At 36.9% G+C, this 22,928-nt stretch carries 30 protein-coding genes; 10 read left to right on the top strand and 20 right to left on the bottom strand.

Going from position 1 to position 22,928, the window contains the following annotated elements; translation table 11 throughout:
- Positions 1-10: 10 nt before the first annotated feature.
- Entirely contained in the window at positions 11-610 is a 600-nt protein-coding gene (locus tag BANA01_RS09075; protein WP_052106453.1) for a pyridoxamine 5'-phosphate oxidase family protein, read from the bottom strand.
- Positions 611-684: 74 nt separating this feature from the next.
- Positions 685-1,008, bottom strand: coding sequence for a YolC/YozM family protein (locus BANA01_RS09070; protein WP_477497684.1), 324 nt, complete (start codon positions 1,006-1,008; stop codon positions 685-687).
- A 43-nt stretch (positions 1,009-1,051) separates the two neighbouring features.
- Between BANA01_RS09070 and BANA01_RS30540 the strand changes: the two genes are divergently transcribed.
- Positions 1,052-1,177 carry a hypothetical protein gene (locus tag BANA01_RS30540; protein WP_268875062.1) on the top strand — a complete coding sequence of 42 codons (126 nt, stop codon included), beginning with the start codon at positions 1,052-1,054 and terminating at the stop codon, positions 1,175-1,177.
- Positions 1,178-1,228: 51 nt separating this feature from the next.
- Here the strand turns inward: BANA01_RS30540 and BANA01_RS09065 are convergent, their stop codons facing one another.
- On the bottom strand, positions 1,229-2,308 hold the full coding sequence (locus BANA01_RS09065) for a Ger(x)C family spore germination protein (RefSeq protein WP_063252766.1): 1,080 nt from the start codon (positions 2,306-2,308) through the stop codon (positions 1,229-1,231).
- 249 nt (positions 2,309-2,557) lie between these two features.
- Between BANA01_RS09065 and BANA01_RS30170 the strand changes: the two genes are divergently transcribed.
- Positions 2,558-2,773, top strand: coding sequence for a hypothetical protein (locus tag BANA01_RS30170; protein ID WP_218008387.1), 216 nt, complete (start codon positions 2,558-2,560; stop codon positions 2,771-2,773).
- Positions 2,774-2,876: 103 nt separating this feature from the next.
- Here the strand turns inward: BANA01_RS30170 and BANA01_RS29855 are convergent, their stop codons facing one another.
- Both BANA01_RS29855 and BANA01_RS09050 read right to left on the bottom strand, forming a co-directional pair.
- Entirely contained in the window at positions 2,877-3,371 is a 495-nt protein-coding gene (locus BANA01_RS29855; protein WP_169803670.1) for a hypothetical protein, read from the bottom strand.
- A gap of 32 nt (positions 3,372-3,403) precedes the next feature.
- Complete coding sequence (locus tag BANA01_RS09050; RefSeq protein WP_063252761.1) at positions 3,404-4,765, bottom strand: spore germination protein; 1,362 nt, start codon at positions 4,763-4,765, stop codon at positions 3,404-3,406.
- Between the two features lie 723 nt (positions 4,766-5,488).
- On the opposite strand from BANA01_RS09050, the gene BANA01_RS30765 reads away from it, so the two are divergent.
- The 7 genes from BANA01_RS30765 to BANA01_RS09020 all read left to right on the top strand — a co-directional run bounded on the left by BANA01_RS30765 (position 5,489) and on the right by BANA01_RS09020 (position 9,444).
- A complete protein-coding gene (locus BANA01_RS30765) occupies positions 5,489-5,944 on the top strand; it encodes a CBO0543 family protein (protein WP_369689642.1) in 456 nt (151 codons plus the stop codon).
- Between the two features lie 252 nt (positions 5,945-6,196).
- Positions 6,197-6,442 carry a hypothetical protein gene (locus BANA01_RS09045; protein WP_026576192.1) on the top strand — a complete coding sequence of 82 codons (246 nt, stop codon included), beginning with the start codon at positions 6,197-6,199 and terminating at the stop codon, positions 6,440-6,442.
- 16 nt (positions 6,443-6,458) lie between these two features.
- Positions 6,459-6,827 carry a spore coat protein gene (locus BANA01_RS09040; protein ID WP_063252759.1) on the top strand — a complete coding sequence of 123 codons (369 nt, stop codon included), beginning with the start codon at positions 6,459-6,461 and terminating at the stop codon, positions 6,825-6,827.
- A gap of 18 nt (positions 6,828-6,845) precedes the next feature.
- Positions 6,846-7,982, top strand: a complete 1,137-nt coding sequence (locus tag BANA01_RS09035; protein WP_063252757.1) for a zinc-dependent alcohol dehydrogenase — start codon at positions 6,846-6,848, stop codon at positions 7,980-7,982.
- A 17-nt stretch (positions 7,983-7,999) separates the two neighbouring features.
- The gene (locus tag BANA01_RS09030; RefSeq protein ID WP_063252755.1) at positions 8,000-8,194 is read left to right on the top strand and encodes a hypothetical protein; all 195 of its coding nucleotides are present in this window, start codon (positions 8,000-8,002) and stop codon (positions 8,192-8,194) included.
- Positions 8,195-8,212: 18 nt separating this feature from the next.
- Positions 8,213-8,512 (top strand): spore coat protein, encoded by a 300-nt coding sequence (locus BANA01_RS09025; protein ID WP_063252754.1) that lies wholly within the window; start codon positions 8,213-8,215, stop codon positions 8,510-8,512.
- A gap of 491 nt (positions 8,513-9,003) precedes the next feature.
- Entirely contained in the window at positions 9,004-9,444 is a 441-nt protein-coding gene (locus tag BANA01_RS09020; RefSeq protein WP_063252752.1) for an ASCH domain-containing protein, read from the top strand.
- Between the two features lie 283 nt (positions 9,445-9,727).
- Here the strand turns inward: BANA01_RS09020 and BANA01_RS09015 are convergent, their stop codons facing one another.
- The 11 genes from BANA01_RS09015 to BANA01_RS08970 all read right to left on the bottom strand — a co-directional run bounded on the left by BANA01_RS09015 (position 9,728) and on the right by BANA01_RS08970 (position 18,655).
- Positions 9,728-10,627, bottom strand: coding sequence for an aldo/keto reductase (locus BANA01_RS09015; RefSeq protein WP_063252751.1), 900 nt, complete (start codon positions 10,625-10,627; stop codon positions 9,728-9,730).
- 172 nt (positions 10,628-10,799) lie between these two features.
- Positions 10,800-11,516 carry an SDR family oxidoreductase gene (locus BANA01_RS09010; RefSeq protein ID WP_063252749.1) on the bottom strand — a complete coding sequence of 239 codons (717 nt, stop codon included), beginning with the start codon at positions 11,514-11,516 and terminating at the stop codon, positions 10,800-10,802.
- Positions 11,517-11,706: 190 nt separating this feature from the next.
- Positions 11,707-12,006, bottom strand: coding sequence for an iron-sulfur cluster assembly accessory protein (locus BANA01_RS09005; protein WP_063252747.1), 300 nt, complete (start codon positions 12,004-12,006; stop codon positions 11,707-11,709).
- Between the two features lie 140 nt (positions 12,007-12,146).
- Positions 12,147-13,169, bottom strand: coding sequence for an LLM class flavin-dependent oxidoreductase (locus BANA01_RS09000; protein WP_063252790.1), 1,023 nt, complete (start codon positions 13,167-13,169; stop codon positions 12,147-12,149).
- 41 nt (positions 13,170-13,210) lie between these two features.
- A complete protein-coding gene (locus BANA01_RS08995; RefSeq protein ID WP_082799448.1) occupies positions 13,211-14,170 on the bottom strand; it encodes a TIGR03571 family LLM class oxidoreductase in 960 nt (319 codons plus the stop codon).
- 11 nt (positions 14,171-14,181) lie between these two features.
- Positions 14,182-14,511 carry an ArsR/SmtB family transcription factor gene (locus BANA01_RS08990; RefSeq protein ID WP_063252786.1) on the bottom strand — a complete coding sequence of 110 codons (330 nt, stop codon included), beginning with the start codon at positions 14,509-14,511 and terminating at the stop codon, positions 14,182-14,184.
- Between the two features lie 179 nt (positions 14,512-14,690).
- Positions 14,691-15,014 (bottom strand): putative quinol monooxygenase, encoded by a 324-nt coding sequence (locus BANA01_RS08985; protein ID WP_082799447.1) that lies wholly within the window; start codon positions 15,012-15,014, stop codon positions 14,691-14,693.
- A 57-nt stretch (positions 15,015-15,071) separates the two neighbouring features.
- Positions 15,072-15,236, bottom strand: a complete 165-nt coding sequence (locus tag BANA01_RS29850; RefSeq protein WP_169803669.1) for a hypothetical protein — start codon at positions 15,234-15,236, stop codon at positions 15,072-15,074.
- Between the two features lie 18 nt (positions 15,237-15,254).
- Positions 15,255-16,235, bottom strand: a complete 981-nt coding sequence (locus tag BANA01_RS08980) for an SDR family oxidoreductase (RefSeq protein ID WP_063252745.1) — start codon at positions 16,233-16,235, stop codon at positions 15,255-15,257.
- 427 nt (positions 16,236-16,662) lie between these two features.
- A complete protein-coding gene (locus tag BANA01_RS08975) occupies positions 16,663-17,757 on the bottom strand; it encodes an L-dopachrome tautomerase-related protein (RefSeq protein ID WP_063252743.1) in 1,095 nt (364 codons plus the stop codon).
- Positions 17,758-18,316: 559 nt separating this feature from the next.
- Complete coding sequence (locus tag BANA01_RS08970; RefSeq protein WP_063252741.1) at positions 18,317-18,655, bottom strand: DUF5655 domain-containing protein; 339 nt, start codon at positions 18,653-18,655, stop codon at positions 18,317-18,319.
- Between the two features lie 240 nt (positions 18,656-18,895).
- On the opposite strand from BANA01_RS08970, the gene BANA01_RS08965 reads away from it, so the two are divergent.
- Positions 18,896-19,474 carry a CBO0543 family protein gene (locus BANA01_RS08965; protein ID WP_063252740.1) on the top strand — a complete coding sequence of 193 codons (579 nt, stop codon included), beginning with the start codon at positions 18,896-18,898 and terminating at the stop codon, positions 19,472-19,474.
- Between the two features lie 199 nt (positions 19,475-19,673).
- Here BANA01_RS08965 and BANA01_RS08960 read toward each other — a convergent pair whose 3' ends face one another.
- The 4 genes from BANA01_RS08960 to BANA01_RS08945 all read right to left on the bottom strand — a co-directional run bounded on the left by BANA01_RS08960 (position 19,674) and on the right by BANA01_RS08945 (position 22,890).
- Positions 19,674-20,075, bottom strand: a complete 402-nt coding sequence (locus BANA01_RS08960; RefSeq protein WP_305802703.1) for a CBO0543 family protein — start codon at positions 20,073-20,075, stop codon at positions 19,674-19,676.
- 220 nt (positions 20,076-20,295) lie between these two features.
- On the bottom strand, positions 20,296-20,775 hold the full coding sequence (locus BANA01_RS08955) for a hypothetical protein (RefSeq protein WP_063252736.1): 480 nt from the start codon (positions 20,773-20,775) through the stop codon (positions 20,296-20,298).
- A gap of 372 nt (positions 20,776-21,147) precedes the next feature.
- The gene (locus tag BANA01_RS08950; RefSeq protein WP_063252734.1) at positions 21,148-21,405 is read right to left on the bottom strand and encodes a hypothetical protein; all 258 of its coding nucleotides are present in this window, start codon (positions 21,403-21,405) and stop codon (positions 21,148-21,150) included.
- 708 nt (positions 21,406-22,113) lie between these two features.
- A complete protein-coding gene (locus tag BANA01_RS08945) occupies positions 22,114-22,890 on the bottom strand; it encodes an IS3 family transposase (protein ID WP_235847092.1) in 777 nt (258 codons plus the stop codon).
- Positions 22,891-22,928 lie beyond the last annotated feature (38 nt).

Raw genomic sequence — 22,928 nt, 5'->3', positions numbered from 1 at the left:
TTCACAATCTTTACAGTTTCATACTTTGTTTTGTCTTGAAGAAATCCCCACCCTTTTGTTTTTCATCATCAGTTCCCCAATATATTTCTTTGTTCATTTGTTGTAGTTTTGGGATATGTTTTGAACAGTGAATATACGCTTCATCAACTTTTACCATCACCCAACGTTCGGGTTTGTTTCCTTCTTTTTCTTCAATATCATCTATTATCTCTTCAGGAATATTAAATGAGCATAAATGGCTATTTTCTATAATGGCAGCCTTACCATTAACATGTAACCCTATGTTATTCTCAAAAAAATCTATAAACATTAGTCCTATATGTGGGTTTTCTATGATGTTTCCTAAACTTGCCATAACTCCATTCCCTTTATATTCGGGATAAATGATTGTTTTATCATCAATAACACGTACAAAACCTGTTGAGCCAGCTCTAAAAGAGGCGTCACAATGTCCATTAGAATCAGCCGTTGCTACGAACATCATACCTTGTTTTGATATAAAATCTGTCATCTTATTGTTTAGGTAGTTAAGCATTTGATTTTCATAAAAAGAGGATGCTCTCTTGGTTTTTCCATATTGTTCTTGAAGTAAATGTTCTCCTCTTGACATCATCCAACATCCTTTTTAATAATATGACTATTATTTTAACACATAGTGTGGACGAAATTAGAAATTGTTAAATTTCAAAATATTGTACTTATTGAAGTAACCTGCATCGTTTGTTCAATAAGGAGTTCAACAAAAAAGGTGCCTAATCCTTCTTGGATCATCGCACCCATAAATTGAAATAAAACTGGCTTTAAATATCGACTTAATAAATGTTTATTATTTTCTTTCTCTAATTCTTGGATATCTTTTTTAAAAATTTCAATGTTGTAATAAGCCAAATCATATTTATCAATATTTTCTTTTATATATTTCCTTATTTCTTGTTCACTTTTGGTTTCATCCATTCCAAACCAAATCGTAGAGACTGTATTTCCTATTTCATAGCTGAATAAATCAATTCATCCCAACCATCATGAAGGACAGATAGGATACGGTCAGCACGTGCTACTCGAAGAGTATGACCTTGCGTTTCAACAACTAGAAGGAGTGGAATTGGCAGTTGAGGTTGAACTAGCTAAAATTCCTTTCGCAAGCAAGTTACTTATGATTAAAGGATTTAGTGACTAATTTGAAAGTTTTGGAATATTAATTCCACTCATTTGTTTCTGATAAACTACATTAATACATAGTTCCTGTACCTTTTAACCTGATTTGAGCCCTAACGTTTATATCTAAATCTTCATAAACAGATTTCCATTCCTGGATATTAAGTGGATTATGAGTTAGTGAAGAATACTCCAAGGCAAATCCTAAGGGATCCACTTGTTCCTCTTGAAGGAATATAAGTAATTTTTTCACTCTCTTTTCTAGAGTTTCCTCAGCTAAATTCTCTAGTTTTTTTAAGTTTTGATTCCTTAAATATTCATGGGATTCTTCTATAATTCCTTCTAACTTAAGATTTACGTCTAAACTTGGACGATTATATTTATTAAATTTCATATTGATATTTGTTTTCACCTTATCTGTAGTTACATAAAAATCCTTACCACTATCCTTAACATCAATTACGGTCCTCGTTTGGTTTTGTAATTCACTGAGAATTTGGGTTTGGTTTGGGTTAAGCGTTACTTTCATCTTCTTATCTTGATATAAACCCACCTTATTAATTTTAAATTTTTCTTGATCGGGTTCGATTATCGGAAGGTAAGGGTCAATCCCCTTTTCCCAGTATCTCACATAAAAATCAAGAAGAACTTCTTGCAAAACATAAGGAGAGGTGGTGGCTATCTCCTCGAAACTTAAAACGAGCGCATTAGCCGGCAACCTTTCTGATTTAGCATGTGTTGAAAGCACTGATTCTGCTGTCGGTTTACCAATAGCCATGTATGAAGAGCCCGATATTTCTCTTCTCCTTTGTAGCCACTCAATAATCTCTTTATGATTTTCAATTACCAAAGAATTTCCTAGAAGTATAATTCTACATTGACCAAAATTCAATTCTTTATCGACCTTTGACTGTAAAACTCTAACCGCCTCTGAGACAGAGTCAGCATCTATCGAAATCAATTGGTGCTTTGCTTCACCTGGTTTTATGGTTGGCGAGGGGATTGCAAGTTCAAGAGTCACCTTATATGCTTTGTTTGTTTTTTCGGAAACATCCACTCCTATGGCGACAACAAAAAAACGTTTATCAATATCTCTGAATCCACATCCATTTAACAAGAAAATCACTATTAAATACGGGACCGCTTTTCTCATATCCTTTTCCTCCCAGAAGGTAAGAAAAAAATTAATAAAACCAGACCTATTTCCACAACTAGACGAATATTCAACCAAATTCTTACATATGCAAAGATCTCACTTTGATTATTAAAATGTTGGAAAGCCATAGCCATCAAACTAAAACAGAACAGCACTATCCATGTTTTTACCATGGTTCCTCTATTATTACTGCCTTCTCGTGACCGGGGAAATGTCCCCTTAAACAATTGTAATCCTATATGCGAAGTGACTATGGCAAAAAGGAGCGTTAATGCAAGATATACTATTAGCAATAAAAAGATGACCCTTTCTAAAAACCCATACTTCATATATAAAAAATCTGTAGTTGATATCCAAGGGAAAACGAAATTACCTACTGTTTCTAACCCAAAAAAACCGATTGGAATAAAAAAGGAATTCAATAAAATGATTGTTCCTAATGTAGGAATAACCCAAAAGTAACGTAGAGTCTTTGTGGTATCAATTACTCGATTAAATATCACCAGGTTTATGTATCCAATAAACAAATACGTTGCTGCAGAAATCGAGCTATAGTTAGGTAACTTTAACGAGTAGTTAAGCATATTAAGAATATAAATAGGGCGAAAATAGTCACTAGTGTACACCTTAAACAGTATAACACAACAAATGGGAGAATCATGACGACGACGATTTCACAAATATATAAAACCGATTTAGTCTTAAGTGTAGCCCCATACATGATGAAAGCCAGTATAATTCCTAGTATAAATTGTAAATCCATTTCCGGATTCAACCAAAGTTTTATAATATAACTATAGGTAATGACACTAAATGAACCTGCAATGATCCACATAGTACCCAAAAACCATAATATTGGATAGCTTATTATTATTGGAAAATATCCGATTAGTATTTCTGGAAGGCCCTTCTTGTTAAACTTTCCCATCCCTTTCTGGAAAAGATAAGCTAGAACAGAACCAATTGGAATACTGATTAAAACTGAGGAGATCGCACCATTAAATCGATTGCTAATTAAAATAACAGGCACGTTAATGATGATATTCAAAAACATATTCATGAGAATTATATAATAAAAATGACGAACCAAAGTTAAGTGCGTTCCTCCTTTCGTTGTTCTTGCAAATGTTCAATTCTAGGGGCTGTGCCCCAATATAAGGCAAGGTAGGGTTTTCCAAAACTTCTTAAGTTAACTAAATAACATAGGAAAACCATCAAAGTAATTATGAGCCCAATTAAACCAAAAAAAGTTGCACCAATTATCAGCGGATATCGGACCATCCTCATAGCAAAACTCATAGCATTAATAGGAATGACAAAATTGGAAATGGCTACAAAAGCTGTGATGATAATCATGATGCTGCTTACAAGTTGTGCTTGCTGAACCGCCTGGCCCAGAATTAACCCTCCTACAGTTGTGGCGGTAGGTCCAATCGCCTTTGGAAGCCTTATGCTTGCCTCAATTAACATTTCTACTGCTATAAGCATTAATATGACTTCTATAAAAGACGGATAGGGTACTGCTGTTCTACTTCCAGCTATTGTTAAAGCCAATTGCGACCTCAATATTTCAGGGTTATACGAAGTAACGGCAATATAGAAACCAGGCAAAGTAACCGTAATAAATAATCCAGTATAACGAAGGAATACGAGTATCCTGGTTACCCAATATGAATGATACATATCATCCATTGCAGAGATAAAATCAAAAAACAAAGCAGGAGCACTCAATGTGAAAGGAGTTCCGTCCAAAATCAACACTATCTTTCCCTGCGCAAGGTTCAAGACGCAGCGATCGGGTCTTTCCGATATCATCATTGTTGGAAATAGAGTCTTTTTCTTTCTATTTAAATAAATTTGCAACTGACCAACAGCTTGAATGATATCAACATTTATACTAGTTAATTTTTTTCTAATTTCTTCTAGTACTTCTGTATCTACAAATTGGGCATCGTAAATAATCGCTAATTTAGTTTTAGAGATAGTCCCAATTTTACTCATTTCAAAGGTTAGGTTTGAAGTTGGATAACGTTTTCTAAGAATAAGCAAATTCGTATCTAAATCTTCAGTAAAGGCATTCTGTGGCCCCTGTACAGACATTTCAACTGTTGCAGTATTTAATTGAACGTTCAATTTTTTATTAACAGGCAGGACAAATATGTCAGGGTCCGTATATATGATTACATTGCCATCGAGCAATAATGCAGCAAATTCTCCTACTTGATTTATTTGATGACAGTGTGGCAATGACAAGAGATAGTCTTTAAATTCTCTTTCACTATCACACTTCACCAAATGGTTTATTATCTCTTTAATGATTCGTTCTTCTTCGCAAACACTTTTCAAATAAGCTAACATGATCTCCTTATTAAAATGAGGAAGTTTATGGACTTTCATATCTGCTGTATCGTTTAAATCTTGTTTTACTATACTAATAAAGTCCCTTTTTTCCACTATCATCCCCCCTTAACTTGGATGTACCTCTTCATTCAATATCTCCAATGATTTCTATAACTATCCTCTAGAAGTGGAAATCAGGTTAAAGGGATATATTTAGTTCAATTTCTCTTTCTTGATAAAAATCTATAACAGAAGTTCTTCCCTCTCCCTTTTAGTAAAGGAACTTTCTAACATAACGGGAGAATACTCTCCTAAAAAAAAAGAGAAGACTGATAGGGTCTCCCGAGTTGCAGTATCATATCAATGTATCACGTGCCAAGGTCTCTGACTCCAGAGAGGTTTTATCCCTCTAGCCCTTAACGAAGAATAAACTGTAGCTTTCTGCTGTGCGTAAGGCATCAGCCCTCTCGATTTACTAACATTATGGAGCTTAGTCCCTTCAACCATTTGGCTTTCGACGCTACCTAACTGTCTACGCTTAAAGGCTAAAGTTACCTTTAGCCCTCCAAGACTCGCTACGAGCGTATGGCTAGTTCTTACTCGGCTTGAATCCCACCCGCTATATGACACAACCTATGCTCGGCCGCACAAGCACCCGTTTGTTTGTAGTGAAAATGTTCACAATAAGGAAACAATTTTATATCAAAATAGAACCTTGTTTATTCATTGTTACATATCTAATTTTCGAATGTTCTAGGTAAAACCACCTGCCTCAGAGATAACCTATCTTATTGAGACGCTAATCATGGGTCGAAAATTTGAAAAAACCTTATAAAATTGGTATATTTCTTTGGAATTAGTTCCTTTATTTACTTAATTAAAAAACCACTTGCAAAGGACTGGCTTCTTGTTTTCTTTATAAAAAGTTATTATGCCTCATTGGTCGATAAACTGGTTGTAAACAAAGGTTATGTTAAATATCCCACCCGATTTCCAAAACAACTTAAAACAAGTGTGGTGTTTGATTACGTACTATTCCCAATTTCTTGTGTCTTTTATAATCAACTGACTAAGGATTCTCGCATCCTTCAGTGCCTATTAAAAGTTCTGTATTTCAGTGTACCGATGACTATGACTGAGCTATGGCTAGAAAAAAACACACAGCTTGTTAAATATAAAAAGGGGTGGAATTGGAAAACCACTTTTTATTCGCTTTCTTTTTCCTTTTTATTGGTCAGATTTTCAATGTCTGTTATAAGACGTCTCTTCAATAATAAATACGATTTTTCTTAGATGGGGGTTCTTAATCAACGATATGAGTATAAGTTCAACCAGATATTTCTGGTTGAACATTTTTTTGCTACAAGAAAAAATGGAAGCAGCAATCGTCCTCAGCAATCACAATAATTGAATTTCCCCCGCTTAATAAATAATCCAACCATTTAAGATAACATACCAATTATAAAAAAAAACTTTAGGAATGTTTCCCTCTTATTTTTGAAACAATACATTTGATTGTATTAACGAATAAGGAGGTTAAATAGAATGGATAATCAAAAATTAGCCGATCATGAATCATTGGATTTACATGAAGTTATTAATTTCAAAACCCTTTGCTTAGCGAAATCAAAACTTATGCAAGGGCTGGTATTTGATGATGATTTAAGAGCATTAATGCAAAAAGATGTTGAACAATCCATGCAAGCACTTGGAGAATTACAGGCAGTTTATCAACGTGCACCTTTTGAAGCGCCTGTTCCTCAAAACCGGCCAACACCAATAATAAATTGAAAGGAAGGCAAATTCATTGAACAATGACTATTTAGACCCTATAAACTCGCTACACGTACCAGAGTTAGCAGATACCACATTTGCGATGGATTTACTTCTTCGTGCCAAAGAAGGTGTGCGCAATATTTCGGTTGCATTAACGGAGTCCGCGTCACCTGATGTTAGAACCCTCTTACGAAACCAGTTAATGCAAGGGATTGCCATGCATCAAGAAATTACAGATTTAATGATTAGTAAAAAATGGTTCCATCCATACGAATTAAGTGAACAATATCAATTAGACCAACTCTCTGCCAACAATACTTTGATGATTGGCAAAATGAATCTATTTCCTGTTGAGACCAATAGAAAAGGTATGTTTGATCGAACACCTGATGAACACTAACACTGGAGGATGTAACCAATGAAGGCGGTAACCTATCAAGGTATTAAAAATGTTGTAGTCAAAGAAGTTCCAGATCCAAAGATTGAAAAACCAGATGACATGATTATTAAAGTAACGAGTACAGCTATTTGTGGGTCTGATTTACATTTGATTCATGGCATGATTCCTAACCTGCAAGAAAACTATGTTATTGGCCATGAACCAATGGGAATCGTCGAAGAAGTGGGTTCAGGCGTGACTAAACTGAAAAAGGGAGATCGAGTCATTATTCCCTTTAATATAGCATGCGGTGAATGCCATTATTGTAAAAACCATTTAGAAAGCCAATGTGATAATTCAAATGATAATGGTGATATGGGTGCCTATTTCGGATATTCTGGTACGACGGGTGGCTATCCAGGTGGGCAAGCTGAATATTTAAGAGTGCCATTTGCAAACTTTACTCATTTCAAAATTCCAGAGACTTGTGAAGAACCAGATGAAAAGTTAGCCGTTATTGCCGATGCGATGACTACTGGTTTTTGGACTGTTGACAATGCAGGTGTAAAGGATGGAGATACCGTTATTGTTCTTGGCTGTGGTCCGGTTGGTCTTTTTGCTCAAAAATTCTGTTGGCTAAAAGGGGCAAAGCGAGTCATTGCCGTTGATTATGTCAATTATCGCCTGCAGCACGCCAAGCGCACCAACAAAGTAGAAATTGTTAACTTTGAGGACCATGAGAATGTAGGAAATTACCTGAAGGAAATCACCAAAGGCGGCGCTGATGTTGTCATTGATGCCGTTGGTATGGACGGTAAAATGACTGATATGGAGTTCCTTGCAAGCGGAATGAAGCTTCATGGCGGAGCATTAAGTGCGGTTATCATGGCTTCACAAGCAGTGCGTAAAGGCGGGACAATTCAAATTACTGGCGTTTACGGCGGCAGATATAATGGTTTCCCTCTTGGAGATATTATGCAGCGAAATGTCAATATCCGCTCCGGTCAAGCACCTGTCATCCACTATATGCCATATATGTTTGAATTAGTTACGACCGGAAAAATTGATCCAGGAGATGTCGTAAGTCATGTACTTCCACTTAGTGAAGCAAAGCGTGGCTATGAGATTTTTGACACAAAAATGGATGATTGTATAAAAGTCGTGTTGAAACCTTAAGGAAGGAGGTATAAAAAATGAACTACGCCTTACATGAAGTTCTTGAGGTCCATGAGATGGCTGCATTTAAGACCACTTGTTTAACTAAATCCAAAACGATGAAAGTGTTAGTTACAGATCAGCTATTAAAAGATATTATGCTGCAAGACATTGATGTATCAACGAGGCAATTACAAGAATATGCTTCTATCCTTTCCAACGCTAAGCAGTAAATTAGGAGATGAATGAACATGAATCCAATCATTGAAACTTTAACTGGCATGGACGGACTATCGGATCAAGTCGTTGCAATGGACCTACTGATTTCAGCTAAAAGTGGAGTTAGAAATTATGCCATGGCAGTAACAGAATCAGGAACACCGGAAATTAAAGAAATGCTCACTCGCCATTTAGTGGAAGCAATTGATATGCATGAACAAATATCCGCATATATGGTAGAAAAAGGATGGTACCATGCTTGGGATACAAACGAACAGATCAGTTTGGATTTAAATAATATCAATACAGCATTGAACTTACCTACATTATAAAAAATTCCTAGGAACTGTTTAACACTCACCAAATAAACTGTTCCTAGTCAAAAGGGTATCTAAAGAAGAAGCCTTCCCACTTTTAAAACATACATTAACAAAAAAACCGGCCATTTCTATTTAAGAATGGCCGGTTAAATTTGTCTATGAAGCCGGGTAAGTGGACTAAATCGCCGATTCCCTACTCCATAGCCGCTAATGATGATGGTAGAGTGCCGAAGCCTAAGCCTTAATAAGGGACATTTTACAGAAACTTTTCCGCTAAAAAAGTATACGTTTTAACTTTTGAGCTGTAGTCACAAACAATGTTGATGATCATAAATTCATATGTTTGGTAATGATTGCTTAATCGAAACTTTCGTCCCCCGATTTTTACAAATATGAAGATCCCATACCCGTTACAAATTTAAATGAATGTAACGAAGCAAGTGTATACTTTCCTTCGGTAAGGGGACCCTAGTCATACATTTTTCTGATTGGGGACGAGCTAAATGAAAATTCTATCCATGATTCAGCCCTGGGCTAGTTTGTTTGTCCTTGGCGAGTCCAAATATGAAACGAGGACATGGAGAACCAACTATCGAGGTCCATTAGCGATTCATACGAGCAAAAAACCGGACAAGGTCGCCTGCGCCTACCCGAGGGTCCAGGAGCTACTCCAAAAACACGGATATTCAGGAGAAGAGCTCCCGACAGGTGTGATCATTGGCGTCTGTGAACTAAAAAATTGCATAAGAGTGGTTGAAAGCAATGAAACTGGGGCGGTACTGGAAGATGGGCGAGTTGTTTCCGGTATTGAATTTTTGTTAGGTGATTATCGGGTAGGCGGTTATGCCTGGGAAGTGGAAGGGATGCGCACGTTAAAGGAGTTTATTCCTGCAAAAGGGCAGCTTGGTCTGTGGGAGTATCCCGGAATGATTATTAAAAACTAGTCTTAGTTAAGCCAGCAGGACTTCCTAACTGACAATACGGCGAATGTGTTACCTAAAATAGCAACGACCACCCTGTGGTAGTCTTATTCTTGTTAACACAAAAGAAGTAGTGGGAGAAGGTCTTTTTCTGTTATATGTTATTACCCATCGGCCTAGTCAGTGTATTTACTTACTTCAGAATCCTAGGCCGGGAGCCTCCTCTACTCTGCATGGAGTATATTTTCCCCATACCTCTGAAGACATACAAATTCAATCCCTTCTCTCCTGTCTATCCACAATATTTCTATAAAATGTCCAAAGGCATTTTTCTAGTCGGTTGCAGAAATACTTCATCAAGTCTATTTAAATCCTCTTTTGTTAATTCAATAAGAGCAGCTTCCGCATTTGCTAGTACATGTTCTTCTTGAACAGCTTTTGGAATAGCTAGACAATTGTTAGACCGGATTGTCCAAGCAAGAGCGATTTGTAAGGGTTGTACAGCGTACTTTTCTGCAATTTCTAAAATGGTTGCATCCGTTAACAGTTGTCTTCTTAAAGTACCTCCTTGAGCTAGCGGGCTATATGCCATAATAGGCATGTGATGTTCTCGCTGCCATGGTAAGAGATCAAACTCTATACCCCTTGAACCAAGATGATATAATACTTGATTAATCATACAATTTTTTCCGTTAGTGGTGTTCCATAACTCTTTCATATCATCGGAATCAAAATTGGAGACTCCCCACCTTACTATTTTTCCTTCCTTGCGTAACTTTTCCATTCCTTCAATGGTTTCTGCTAATGGCACACGTCCTCGCCAGTGTAAAAGGTACAAATCAAGATGATCTGTTCCCAGCCTTTTTAGACTGTTTTCACACGCCTTGGCAATCATATCTAATCCTGCATGATGAGGATAAACCTTTGATACTAAAAATACTTCATCTCTTCGTCCTTTAATAGCTTCACCTACTATCTGTTCAGAATCGCCATCACCATACATTTCAGCTGTATCTATAAGTTTCATGCCTAATTCAATTCCGAGTTGTAAAGCTTTGATTTCCCTTTCTCTCATTTGAGGATTTTCTCCCATATACCAGGTTCCTTGTCCTATTCTTGGCAGAGAAGTTCCATCAGGCAATGTAACTACACGACTTTCAAGGGAATTTTTTATTTTTGTTAATTTATTTTCGTCATGTAGACTCATTAAAAATCAACACTTCCTTTTGTTTTTTTTTGTACTTATTAACAAAAAAGGTGGCAATACTCTTTTGCAGTATTGCCACCAGTATATCACTTAATTCTTACCTTATTTCTGCTTTAGTTAGAACAGCTGCTTGGCAGGATGATAAGCTTCCGTTCAACATCCATTTAGGCCATTATACTAGGCGGGCTCCACCATCAATAAGAACAGCCGTACCAGTAGTAAAACCATTTTTAGCAAGGTATACATAGGTTTCAGCTATGTCTTCCGGCTTTGCAATACGTCCAACAGGGAGCTGTTGTGCAATGCCGTTGAACAGTGCTTGCCTTTGATCATCTGGCATTCCAGCATAAATTGGAGTGTCTACAATTCCAGGTGAAACCACGTTTACCCTAATAGGGGCTAGGTCTACAGAAAGTCCTCGAACCAATCCTTCAATGGCTGAATTGATTGCCGCTAACGTAGTAGCGCCTTGAGGAGGACGAACGCCATATACACCAGAGGTTAAGGTGATCGAGCTCTCATTGTTTAAATATGGAAGTGCTGAACGGACGGTAATATATTGCCCCCAGAACTTACTATCAAACGCCTCTTTAGCACTTGCCACAGGCAATTCGCTAAAGTGCCCCATTGCGCCTTCTCCGGCTGTTACCACAAGGTGGTCAAATTTACCAACCTTGCTGAAAAATTCTGCTACTTTTTCTTCGCTTCGAAAATCGATTTCATTTCCTTCTACATTGCCACCAAGAACTTGTTTTGCTTCATTTAATTTGGAAACAGAACGGCTGGCAATGATCACTTGAGCAGATTGATCGAGAAACGCTTTGGCAGTTGCTAAACCAATACCAGAAGTACCCCCTAAAACAACTACTCGTTTACCATTTAATGACATAGTAAAAACCCTTCCTTCTTAAAACATTTTTTGTATTGAAATTCATTTTGAAGTATTAATTTAAAATTATAAAACATCGTTGGTATTATTCTCATTAAATACAATTAATACAAGTAATCTACTGTGTTTAGTATATGATACTGCTAGATATATGAAGGTATAAAAACATTTAGTATGCTCTGTTACGTGTTTAAAGATGGTGATGCCCTTTGGAAGAATTCGTGATGTCAAATCCTGCTTCCGGCACATAGAAATATTTGATCCAAACCCCATCTAAAAACGGTTCCCTTTTATCAAGTAAAACATCAATGCCTTTGTCTGTTTTCACAATTTCATCATGGTCCGTGGGCGTATCAAGTTTTACTTCATAATGGGCATGGTCCCCATGGTCCAATGTAACGTAAACACGAACCATTTTCCCTTCAGCCTCTTCACTTTCCAACATTTGTTTCAGCACTTTAGCAGCATTTCGGTTAATTTTGCAGTTCATATCATTGTCTCCTATTCTAACAACTTTTATCTTTTAAATTAAGGATTCCTGTAAGCAACCTCATAACATGATTTCACGGTTTCATCCATATTCAATTCCCTAGAAAAATCAAAAAGGTTTCCTTGCTGATGTCCTCCTTTTTACCTTTCGCTTTTTGTAATTTCTGCCAGAAGCTCGTATGAATGCAGGCGAGCTTTGTGGTCGTAAACTTGGGCAATGGCCATGATTTCATCTGCTTGGCTCTCCTCCAAAAATGTATGCAGCTTGTCCTTTACCGTCTGCTGGCTGCCAACAATCGATGAGCCTAATTGCTGCTCGAGAGCCTTTAATTGGTAGCTGCTGGCCACTTCGGATATGTCATCTACCGGTGGTTGAAGCGGTGTAAGGTTGCCACTCATCAAATTCAAAAATTGCTGCTGTATTGTTGTAAAAAGGCGCTTTGCCTCTTTATCCGTTTCTGCTGTAATGATATTCAATGCCACCATCGCATATGGCTTATCGAGAACATTCGAAGGCCTAAACGCCTTGCGATAGATCTGTAGAGCACCCAGAGTGTTAAGTGGCGAGAAATGGGCGGCAAATGCGAATGGCAAACCTAGTTCTCCGGCCAGCTGCGCACTGAAGCCGCTTGAACCCAGCAGCCAGACTGGAATATTCAAACCTTCACCTGGAATCGCTTTTATAGGGTTCCCTTGTGCCAGGGATGGATCAAAGTAACCGCGAAGTTCCGCTAATTGCTCAGAAAAGTCATCTCCGGTACTTCCCAAGTTGCGTCTCAATGCACGAGCGGTCCCCTGATCTGTACCAGGTGCCCGCCCCAGACCAAGATCAATTCGCCCAGGATATAATGATTCAAGAGTGCCAAACTGCTCAGCAATGACGAGCGGTGCGTGATTCGGCAGCATGATTCCTCCTGAACCAATCCTGATTTTTGATGTACCGGCCGCCACATGGGACATCACCACAGAAGTGGCGGAACTGGCGATAAACGGCATATTATGATGTTCAGCGAGCCAAAAACGGTTGTAACCAAGTTTTTCAGTAAGCTGTGCGAGCTCCAATGTATGGCGAAAAGACTCGGCTGGAGTACTTCCGGCTGTTATCGGCGAAAGATCAAGCACCGAGAATGGAATTTCGTTTAGTTTATTTGCATGTTTAGACATAAGTTCATCTTCTTCCCTTATCAATTTTTTAAAAACAAATCTCATACTGGAATTTCATGAGTCGGAAAGTAAGGCCGCACAAACTCTCCAAGCTCCTGTATGACTTCCTCGGGAGGGCGCTTTGAAAAATACAATACAAATGCCAGGTGATTGACACCAATGGATTGAAATTGATATAGAATTTCTAATAATTGTTTACGCCCTACACGAAATCCTAACGGAATCGGAACAGGAGCATCATCGGGATTTTCCGATAAATCGATAAATAGAGTCTGAGTGAAAGGTTTAAACACTCCTGGGGCGTGAATTTCCGACAACTTGCGATACTCATTAATCAATTGAGTTTGATGTGGGATAATCCTCGGGTACTGGATCCAGCCGTCCCCATTCTGGGCGATCCATTCAATCGCTTGATTGCTGAATCCTGTCACCATGGTCGGAATCGCAGAAAAAGGTTTGGGGATCATTCTCATATCCGTTCCATCCATGATGCCTAAATCGCTGTTGATTGTCGGATTGTCCTCCTTTAACAGCTGTTCAAGGAATGCATAATTCTTTTTAAACAGCCCTCCACTTTCGAGCTTGGATATTCCCAAAGCTGTGAAATCTTTATCCCGGTCTCCTGAAGCCACTCCCATGATCAGTCGTTCGGGAAACAACCGGTCAATAGATGATACTTCCTTTGCCACTCGGACAGGATGGCGCAGCGGGAGGACCACACTCGCCGTCCCAAGTGCAATATCCTTGGTATGGGCTGCAAGATAGGTCAAATAAATCCATACATCATACATTTGACCATTATCATCAATATTCAAATTCTGAATCGTAACGTCCCGAAGCCACAATGCCGCGAAACCATGGTCTTCAATTTTGCGGGCAAGCGACAGCTGATTTTCCATAATCGGATATTTGGACATCCTTGCCGTCGGAATCGCGAAACCAAGCGTCATTTTATCCTGTTGGTACAACCTGTTAAATGCTCGATGCTGTAATAAACTCACTTCAATTCTCCTTAAATTTTTGTACCAATGTATTTTTCGAACTTTTTAATCGTCTCCTCATTACGGCGATAATACGTCCATTGTCCGATTCGCTTCATTTCAACCAGTCCGCTTTGCAGCAGAATCGATAAATACTGTGAAGTAGTGGATTGCGAAATCCCGGCCTTGCTTCGGATATCCCCTACGCACACCCCGCCTTCAAATCCTTCATCAGCAATAATATGGGCTTGCGGTGAAAAATGACTGTTGGGATCTTTTAACATTTGAAGAATGCTCACCCTAGTCTGGTTCGACAATGCCTTAAAAATTTCAACGGCTTGCTCATCATTTAAGCGTTCCATTTCCTGCTTCAATGTCATTTGCCTCTTTCTATATCGATTATCACTATCCCAATGGAAGCTGGATAGATGATCTCAAGTATCACGCCAAATCGGTAATTCGCGATATTACTATCTTATCTATCTGGTGCTTCCAAATCAAATCATTTGTTTGGAAGGGAGATACCGTGAGAAGCTCCCACTTAAAAAAGGTCACTAAAAAACCTGCAAATTGCAGGTTCGACTATTCCGCAACTTAATCTTTGAACTAATTCCATTATGTTCAGCTTATAGACTTCTCTATTTAATACAAGGTCTGCAATATTGTTCTTGTATTCCTGATAATGAGTAGACTGAATATGGCGTTCCAGCGCTTCCTCATCCTTCCACACTTCAAATAAATCAAAAGTTTGGTCTTCAGATTGGTGCAAGTCATACTTTATACAACCTGCCCCTTCCCTTGATGGTGCTTGTACCCTTTTGAATTCTAATAATAGCTCAAAATACAAAAAAATATTTTTATACACTTGACACTTGCATTTTTAAATTTCACCCCTAAAAATGCAAGTGTCAAGTGCTATTATTTAGATTTTTGGATAATTCAGCTCGTAACTTGGGTAGCAATAATATGGTGGTCTAAGTGCAATTTTAGACATTGGCCAGGAATCCTCCATATAGACCATCGTTACTTTTTCATTTGAATGGTTTACTAGCAATAACTTTACTTCTGGATTAAATTCAAATCTCAAAATTGTAAACCCCTTCCATTAGGAATTTGTGGATTCTCCCCCATCAACATGAAGAACTTGACCAGTAACAAAACGAGAATCATCAGAAGCAAGATAGACAAAGGTTGGTGCGAGTTCAAATGGATGGGCAACTCGTTCCATTGGATTAAATGCTCCATAAACAGCCACTTGGTCTGACGAGAAACTTGCTGAAATAAGTGGGGTCCAAATTCGGCCGGGGGCGACGGCATTGACTCGGATCCCTTGTTTCACGACATTTTTAGCCAAGGCACGTGTCCAGCCAACTATTGCGCCTTTTGTGGCCGTATAATCAATCATTTGCTGCTCACCTACATACGTCACCACTGAAGAAGTGCCAATGATTGAGCTTCCCGGTTTTAAATGAGGAAGCGCTGCCCTTGTTGTGTAAAAATGAGAGTATATATTAACTTTGAAGGTGTCATCGAATTGTTCATCTGTAATGTCTAGCAGACTTAGCTGTTGAAATTGGATACCAACGTGGTTACAAAGAATATCGAGACGTCCAAACGTATTTACTGTTTGTTCTACAATGGAGACACACTGTTGTTTGTCCCGCAAGTCACCAGGCATTAATAAACAACGTTGTCCGAGTTGTTCAATCCTCGTTTTTGTTCTATTTGCATCCTCATGTTCATCTAAGTATGAAATAGCAACATCTGCGCCTTCTTTAGCAAACGCAATTGCTACTGCTGCACCAATACCACTGTCACCCCCTGTAATAAGTGCTACTTTTCCTGATAACTTTCCACTCCCTTTATAGTTAGGATTTTCAATAATTGGAAGGGGAACCATTAATTTTTCCACTCCGGGATGGCGCAGCTGGCGCTGTTCAGGTAAACTTATCGGAATTTCTTGGTAACGTGTGATTTTCCCATAGTTAGGGTACATGGGATAAGGCTGAATTTTCATGTTCTCTTTAAACATTTCTTGCATTTGCTTTATTTGGTCTAATTGACGACTTTGAGCCTTTTGATCCATGGAAACCTCCTATAGAGATAATTTTGTTCTATAGAATGTTTATGTTGTTCATTACAAATATAGTAAAAAAAGGTGTGAAAAAAGTAGTTTACTTACGACACAGAAGCGTATTCTTCCTCAAAAGAGACACCTTTTTTCTTTATTGAATTGACCTTTATACGCCACCATATAGTTAATTGTTCAGTGGTTGCTCAGGTATACCTTGATCTAGAAAATATTCGTCATTTTCTTTCTACTCGTCCCTGTCAATGCGGAGACGACCAGTGCCATTCATGCTATTTGTAAAGAATAAAAACTTATTTAAGAAAGAGAGTTAAACATGGGTTTATGATCTTTCAGAGGAGCCGCAATCTATCCATAATAAGGCTAGGAGTAGCTTTATAACCTCTAAAAGGCCTACTGCTGTGAAGGAAGTAGACCAATATTTTTAAAAGGCAGGAGCAGGTAATTCGCCAATTTTCATACGAAGTAAACTATAAGGTTTTTCTCGTAAATCTCTTCCATAATGAAATCTGGCCTGCCGATGTAATTGGTTTACAATGACATATAAGTATCCATCAGGGCCAATTGAAAAAGTATCCGGCCATAGTATTCTTGGATCATGTGCGATGGTTTCCATTGCTCCATTCGGCAATATCTTTCGAATACTGTTATTTTCATAGTCCCCAGCATAAACAGTTCCCTTTGCATCGGTGATCATTCCATCAGACGCACCTTTTTCTCCCCAATACTCCACATGATAAGGTAAATCCATGTCCGGTATCGTTCTGTCTCTCAGGGCTTCTGTTGAGATCGAGAACAAATGACGACTGGTTAGTGGAGCAAAAAATAATGTCTTCCCATTGGGAGAAATCGCAAGACTATCAGACGCCAATCTAAATGGAGAAGTTGAACCGTCTTTGTTTCGATTCATCAAAATTTGACCTTCTACTTTCGGTAAAAAATAGGGATCGGGTGAAGTTGAATTTGCCCCATTTAACCGTCTAAACGCATTTCCATTTGATAAATCTACGACAATAATAGCTCCAGGTCCTCTTGAAGAAGAATCCGTTATATAGGCATAACCTGCTTTTCCAACACGAAAATCAAAACGGACATCATTCAGATACGTTGTAGGAAGGACAACATCTTCTGTAAAGGTATATACCTTTCTTATTGTATTGGTTTCTAAATCAACAGCAACTAACTTTGCCCCCCCTTTAATAGGTTTAGAAAAATTGGGTGCCGCTGTATCTAATACCCAAAGCGTTCCCCTTCCATCAGCCACAACACTTTGGACACTGATGAAAGTCATTGTGATATTCTCGGGATTAACCAAATTGGTTTGTAAATTAGGATAAGGCTGCAATTTATCCTCCACAATTTCCCCCACCGTAAATTTAACATCGTCTCCCCATTTCGGAAAGCAAATGAAAATACGACCGGTTTCTGAAACAGTAACACCTGTAGGCATAGCGCCATAAAATGCATAAACTAGTTCTAAATTACCGAAATATTTTTCACTAGGTAACATAGGTTTCATAATATCCTCCTCAAGCATTCAAACGGGATATCACCTATATATGATTTATATTTTTTATAGTGCATGTTTCTTAATATGTTTTTCTATACGAAAAGATGATTGAATGATTGGTTTCGAAATTTAATGAGTTTGTTAGAAGAAAGGAAACATTTTAATTTAAAGATCTCCAGATGAAGAAGAATTCAATTGGCAGGTAGCGAGGTTCAATTTTCCCGAATCAACGTTAAGCTGTTATAAATGAAATTGGAAAAATTTGCTTTTTTACTTTGTGAAGAAATGTGCTCCTAAGCTAAATGCTTCGTCCAAAATCAAAAAGATCACCTCAGCAATCTCAATCTTTAGCTCTTGCATCGGGTAATTTAATGCATCTTGGAGGCTAATTAACAACCCTATCAAAATTCCTTATCCCTAAATCGATTAATAAATGAACCAATAATAGCAGTACGTTTATCTTTAAATTTCATCGGAAGCATTATTAGTACAGATAATAAACCAAATATTTAGACCAGATATAATTCCTAAGAAATGCTCTTCATTGATAATAAATATCCCTTCTTAACTAACTCATCAATCGATATGATTCTTTCAGAAGAACTAAAAATTCTTTATTTAGTTCTTCTACACTATGAAATCTAAAGTTATTATGAAATCTGTTTTTGGAAACTTGTTCAATCTTAGTTATCTTCTCGTGTTTAATTTGATGGTTTGTTACTAAATTAAAATCTAACCATCTCTTTTTTGGGTGAACTCCTCCAAAGGAAGATTTATTCAAAAGATGTATAGATGTCTTTTTTACCTCAGTTTCAAAAGGTCCTATTTCTTTCAATGAATCGAGTATTTTTGAATATATTTCATAAACATTAGATGCCTTATTTGAGAATAATTCTTCTTCTGACATATCACCATCTCCTTGTTTCACTTTAAAATATTTAAATTTATTACCTTATTTCGCCTCTTTTTACATCCTATTACCATTTCTGTCATTCACTAACCTGCTACGTACTTGAAGAAGCAACTTGCTTTTATTACACCTATTTGTCGAAATGCAGAATCATTATCTTCATTATTTAATTACTAATAATCTAAATATAATAGGTTATTCTAACTGTAATTGGCAAACATTAGGGAGGAGTTTTTAATGGATCGTTTACATGAATTTGACAAGATTCTATACGGTAGAAAAGAAAATACCGATTACTTAATTAATTATTGGACAGACTATTCTAACCCTTCTACATGGCAGTTTTGGGTTTTAATTGTTATTCTTTTGGTCCCATTGGTTATTCTTTTTATCAAAATTGACCGAAGTAAAATATTTCTAATTGGTTTTTATGGATATAACGTTCATGTTTTTTTTACATTTATCGATATATACGGTATAAATAGAGGGTATTGGCATTACCCTTATCAAGTTATACCTGCACTGCCAAGCATCTCATTAGACACCTCCATGGTCCCTGTGGCTTTCATGCTCATTTACCAATGGACATTAAATAATCATAAAAATTATTACCTATACGCTATAATAACTGCTGCAATATTTGCATTTATTTTAAAGCCTATATTAGTAAGTACTGGTCTTTTTAGAATGTACGGTGAAATTAATTATTTTCACTTATTTTTTGGATACGTATTTGTACTTTTGATAGCCAAAGTTATAACCTGGTTATTCCATAAATTACATAAACCTAAATCCTCAACTCAGAATAGAGAATAGAAAGCACTCATAAAATATGGGTGCTTTTCTTATACTTGCCAGTTCTTATAGCTAATACGTAATTTCTTTCAAGGGTGACTTAAAGCTGGCATCTCAATTTGAACTATTCTGCTTCGTTTCTTCAATAAAGTTGATAAAAGAAGCGTTAATCCTGCTTGAATCAACGAATCCTTTAGTTTAGGAAGAAAGTGCGACTTTATTACTCAGTTTCTCTTCTATCTGCCGTGTAGTCTAATACGAAATAAAGTATGTACATCGAAATAAAATAAACCACCGCAGAATAGATTATGTTCCATTCACCATAATGTAAAACTCTAATATAAACTGCATACAATTCAAGTAATACAAGAATACAGGTCCATCCCAAGATATATAAAAATTTCTTAATGGCATTAGATTTCAGGGGAAAATAATTAAAAATAATAAGCAGTACAGCAACCTCACCAAGGGCTACAGATAGGTACAACCATTCTATTTGCTCTTTATCAAAATACCAGTAAAGTTTGTACTTTAAATCAAGATACAAATCAGTTACAAAATTCATTAATAATGCAAACTGTATTGTAGCTAGTAACTCGTGTCTGGTTCTTTTTCTGGGCATTTTTAGGGCAACTAAAAAAACTAATATAACAGTCGCTATAAATAGCTTCACCAAGAGGAACACCTCGTCTTTAAATACAAGAGAATCAACCGAATTATTATTATTTATTCGATGAATTTTCTTCTTGAGCTAACCTGCCCCTTTATTTCAATAAAAAAAGAACACTTCTCCACTTGAAGAAATGCAACCGTCAGACGAACAAAATGTTTCTTTAGGGATATTATAATTCAGATTTCATCTTATTTTGAATTACAATTGTCTTTTCAACTAAATATTGATAACCGTAAATAATAATCGATAGTATAATGCAAATAAAATACCAACCAATGTGATTAATCTTTTTAAATTTAAATGTACCAACCTTTTCCCACACATATGCCATTGGAAAAGCGTTAAGAGTATTTAGTAAAACATTGGTAATAAAATATTTTGGAAAATTACCGTAAGTTAGTTTAAAAATCCATAACGTTGCTACAAAATATGGTCCTAATATGTATGAAAAATCTACGTTTCCTGGTGAAAGTGGATTTTTATTTACCCACCATCTTCTCTTATTGCTGATGACACTAAAGACACTAATAAATAAATTAACAAAACTTGCCACTGGTAAAAACCTGAACAATGACTTTTTATCCATAAACAAAACAGAAAGCCACGGAATGATGATCATAGCTAAGGAAAATACTTTCTTTTTCTTCATTATAAACTAACCCCTTTTATTTTTTTATATCATTCCCTGAGCAAACTTACTTTATTTAATCCTTGTTTAATTAACCTGCCCAATACTTTAAGAAGAAAAAAGCAATGCACCCTATACTTTAAGTTAAATATTTTCAAAATTAGACCATGACTAATTGTAAATTGTTCCCCAGAATTAATCTGTATTATCTGAGGAGCCTAAATCAGCAAAGGTTATGAAAGAATTAAAGAGGGATTATATGTAGTATCCTGCCATAAAAGCACGAACCTCCACCGCCTTAAAGAAAAAGGCGTTTCTACTATTGTAGAAACACACCTGTTTTACAGAAACTTCTGTTCATTTTTATTTGGACGGTGAGTTTATCAGCAATTCTTAATAAGGGTAGTGATGGTGGTGGTATGGGTAGTGGTGATGGTGGTAGTGGTGATGGTAGTATGGGTAGTGATGATGATAGTACGGGTAGTGGTGGTGCGGATAGCCTGGAGCTCCGAATCCAATTCCAGGTGCAAAACCAAATCCTGAACCTGGTCCTCCTAAACCAAGACCTGGTGAAAAGCCAAAACCTGAGCCTGGTCCACCTAAACCAATTCTTGCATTTGTTGTATCTACAGCAATATTATTAGGAATCATTACATTCATCCTCCTCATTTACTTTTACAGTAAAGTTTATGTGTTTTTGGGTAAAAGTTCTTGGGTATATGTCATGTAATTTAGGAATTTAAGAAATTAAATGAAATACTCTGAATTAAATTTCGTAAAGTAACAATGCCCATAATATTTGGGTCATCTTTCAATTCGAATATTGCACAATTATTAGAAACCCTCTAAACCAGGCTGAACCTATGGATTATTTAACCTAGCTATAATGCTCAGAAGCATAGTAAGAAAAAAGACCGCCACAAACGATCCATCCTGAAAGATCCTTAAATAATGACATTTACTTCTACAATCATATTTGAATTTAGGTGGGCTACTAGGCATATATCCAATCCAAGCTTTTACCCTGAGCATAAACTTGGTTATAAGTCTAATTTTAATAAGGAGTGAACCTCGAATTCTGGAAAATACACGACATATGCCATCTGCCCTGAATACCTGGGGTCTTGAAAATTGTATCTTTCGTTTCACATATTTGTGGCTTAGAAACGGCGATAATTTCTGGTTTTATTTGACGACTGTCGGGCATCAAAGAGCTTATGGCTATAGGTTTTTCGGCGGAAGATGGAATCAATATTCGGTTGCTTTAAGAGATATTGTTAACTTCCATTGTTCTCCTCCAACTCCAACTCTATATTAAACACTTAAACTGATGTGACCCCCAAAAGTGAGAGTTTTATATTAAGCAGCTAATTGGTTGGTATGAATTCGGTATTGAACCGGACTCATACCTGCCAATTTTTGCTTTATACGCTTGTTATTATAATAGTTGATATATTCTTCAATTCTCTTTTTTAACTCCTCAAAAGAGCACAGTGCTTCCCCATAATACATTTCTTGTTTCAGTAAACCGAAAAAGTTCTCCATTGGTGAATTATCTAAACAGTTTCCTTTTCTCGACATACTCTGGAACACCTTGTTTTCTTTGAGTGCATATACCCACTTATTATGTTGATAATGCCATCCTTGATCAGAATGTACAGTAGTTCTAAACTTTGAATCTTTTACAATTTCTAGAGCTTCCTCAAGAGGTTTGAGCGCTAATTCTAAGGTGGGGCGCATACTTATCCCGTATGATAGAATTTCACCATTAAACATATCCATAATTGGACTTAGATATAGTTTTACACTGTCCGAACACTTGAATTCTGTAATATCTGTCGTTAATTTTTGATGACACACATTCGTTTTAAAGCGGCGATTGATAAGGTTCTTGGCAACAGTTCCCGTCGATCCTTTGTAAGAGCTATACTTACGTGATTTTAACCTGAACTTATTTCCCTTGAGCCCACGCTTATTCATAATGCGTTGAACTTTCTTATGATTCGCTTTGATTCCACGGTTCTTCAATTCTAAATGAACACGACGATAACCATAATTTCCGTTATGTTCTTCGAAAATAGATTTAATAATTTCCTCCAAATCTTGGTCTGGATTCTCCTTCTTCATGTTTTTAATATGATAATGGTAGGAGGATTCAGGAATGCCGACTATTT

The organism is Neobacillus niacini NBRC 15566, assembly GCF_001591505.1.
Lineage (GTDB): Bacteria > Bacillota > Bacilli > Bacillales > Cytobacillaceae > Neobacillus > Neobacillus niacini.
Note: the sequence above shows the minus strand (reverse complement) of the source record. Positions and strands in the feature narration are given on the sequence as shown.

Excerpts from the sequence above, each read along its gene's own strand:
- BANA01_RS09075 (WP_052106453.1), bottom strand. The coding sequence starts at position 610 with ATGTCAAGAGGAGAACATTTACTTCAAGAACAATATGGAAAAACCAAG.
- BANA01_RS09065 (WP_063252766.1), bottom strand. The coding sequence starts at position 2,308 with ATGAGAAAAGCGGTCCCGTATTTAATAGTGATTTTCTTGTTAAATGGA.
- BANA01_RS29855 (WP_169803670.1), bottom strand. The coding sequence starts at position 3,371 with ATGAATATGTTTTTGAATATCATCATTAACGTGCCTGTTATTTTAATT.
- BANA01_RS09045 (WP_026576192.1), top strand. The coding sequence starts at position 6,197 with ATGGATAATCAAAAATTAGCCGATCATGAATCATTGGATTTACATGAA.
- BANA01_RS09035 (WP_063252757.1), top strand. The coding sequence starts at position 6,846 with ATGAAGGCGGTAACCTATCAAGGTATTAAAAATGTTGTAGTCAAAGAA.
- BANA01_RS09030 (WP_063252755.1), top strand. The coding sequence starts at position 8,000 with ATGAACTACGCCTTACATGAAGTTCTTGAGGTCCATGAGATGGCTGCA.
- BANA01_RS09025 (WP_063252754.1), top strand. The coding sequence starts at position 8,213 with ATGAATCCAATCATTGAAACTTTAACTGGCATGGACGGACTATCGGAT.
- BANA01_RS09020 (WP_063252752.1), top strand. The coding sequence starts at position 9,004 with ATGAAAATTCTATCCATGATTCAGCCCTGGGCTAGTTTGTTTGTCCTT.
- BANA01_RS09015 (WP_063252751.1), bottom strand. The coding sequence starts at position 10,627 with ATGAGTCTACATGACGAAAATAAATTAACAAAAATAAAAAATTCCCTT.
- BANA01_RS09010 (WP_063252749.1), bottom strand. The coding sequence starts at position 11,516 with ATGTCATTAAATGGTAAACGAGTAGTTGTTTTAGGGGGTACTTCTGGT.
- BANA01_RS09005 (WP_063252747.1), bottom strand. The coding sequence starts at position 12,006 with ATGAACTGCAAAATTAACCGAAATGCTGCTAAAGTGCTGAAACAAATG.
- BANA01_RS09000 (WP_063252790.1), bottom strand. The coding sequence starts at position 13,169 with ATGTCTAAACATGCAAATAAACTAAACGAAATTCCATTCTCGGTGCTT.
- BANA01_RS08990 (WP_063252786.1), bottom strand. The coding sequence starts at position 14,511 with ATGGAACGCTTAAATGATGAGCAAGCCGTTGAAATTTTTAAGGCATTG.
- BANA01_RS08980 (WP_063252745.1), bottom strand. The coding sequence starts at position 16,235 with ATGGATCAAAAGGCTCAAAGTCGTCAATTAGACCAAATAAAGCAAATG.
- BANA01_RS08975 (WP_063252743.1), bottom strand. The coding sequence starts at position 17,757 with ATGAAACCTATGTTACCTAGTGAAAAATATTTCGGTAATTTAGAACTA.
- BANA01_RS08970 (WP_063252741.1), bottom strand. The coding sequence starts at position 18,655 with ATGTCAGAAGAAGAATTATTCTCAAATAAGGCATCTAATGTTTATGAA.
- BANA01_RS08965 (WP_063252740.1), top strand. The coding sequence starts at position 18,896 with ATGGATCGTTTACATGAATTTGACAAGATTCTATACGGTAGAAAAGAA.
- BANA01_RS08960 (WP_305802703.1), bottom strand. The coding sequence starts at position 20,075 with ATGCCCAGAAAAAGAACCAGACACGAGTTACTAGCTACAATACAGTTT.
- BANA01_RS08955 (WP_063252736.1), bottom strand. The coding sequence starts at position 20,775 with ATGAAGAAAAAGAAAGTATTTTCCTTAGCTATGATCATCATTCCGTGG.
- BANA01_RS08950 (WP_063252734.1), bottom strand. The coding sequence starts at position 21,405 with ATGATTCCTAATAATATTGCTGTAGATACAACAAATGCAAGAATTGGT.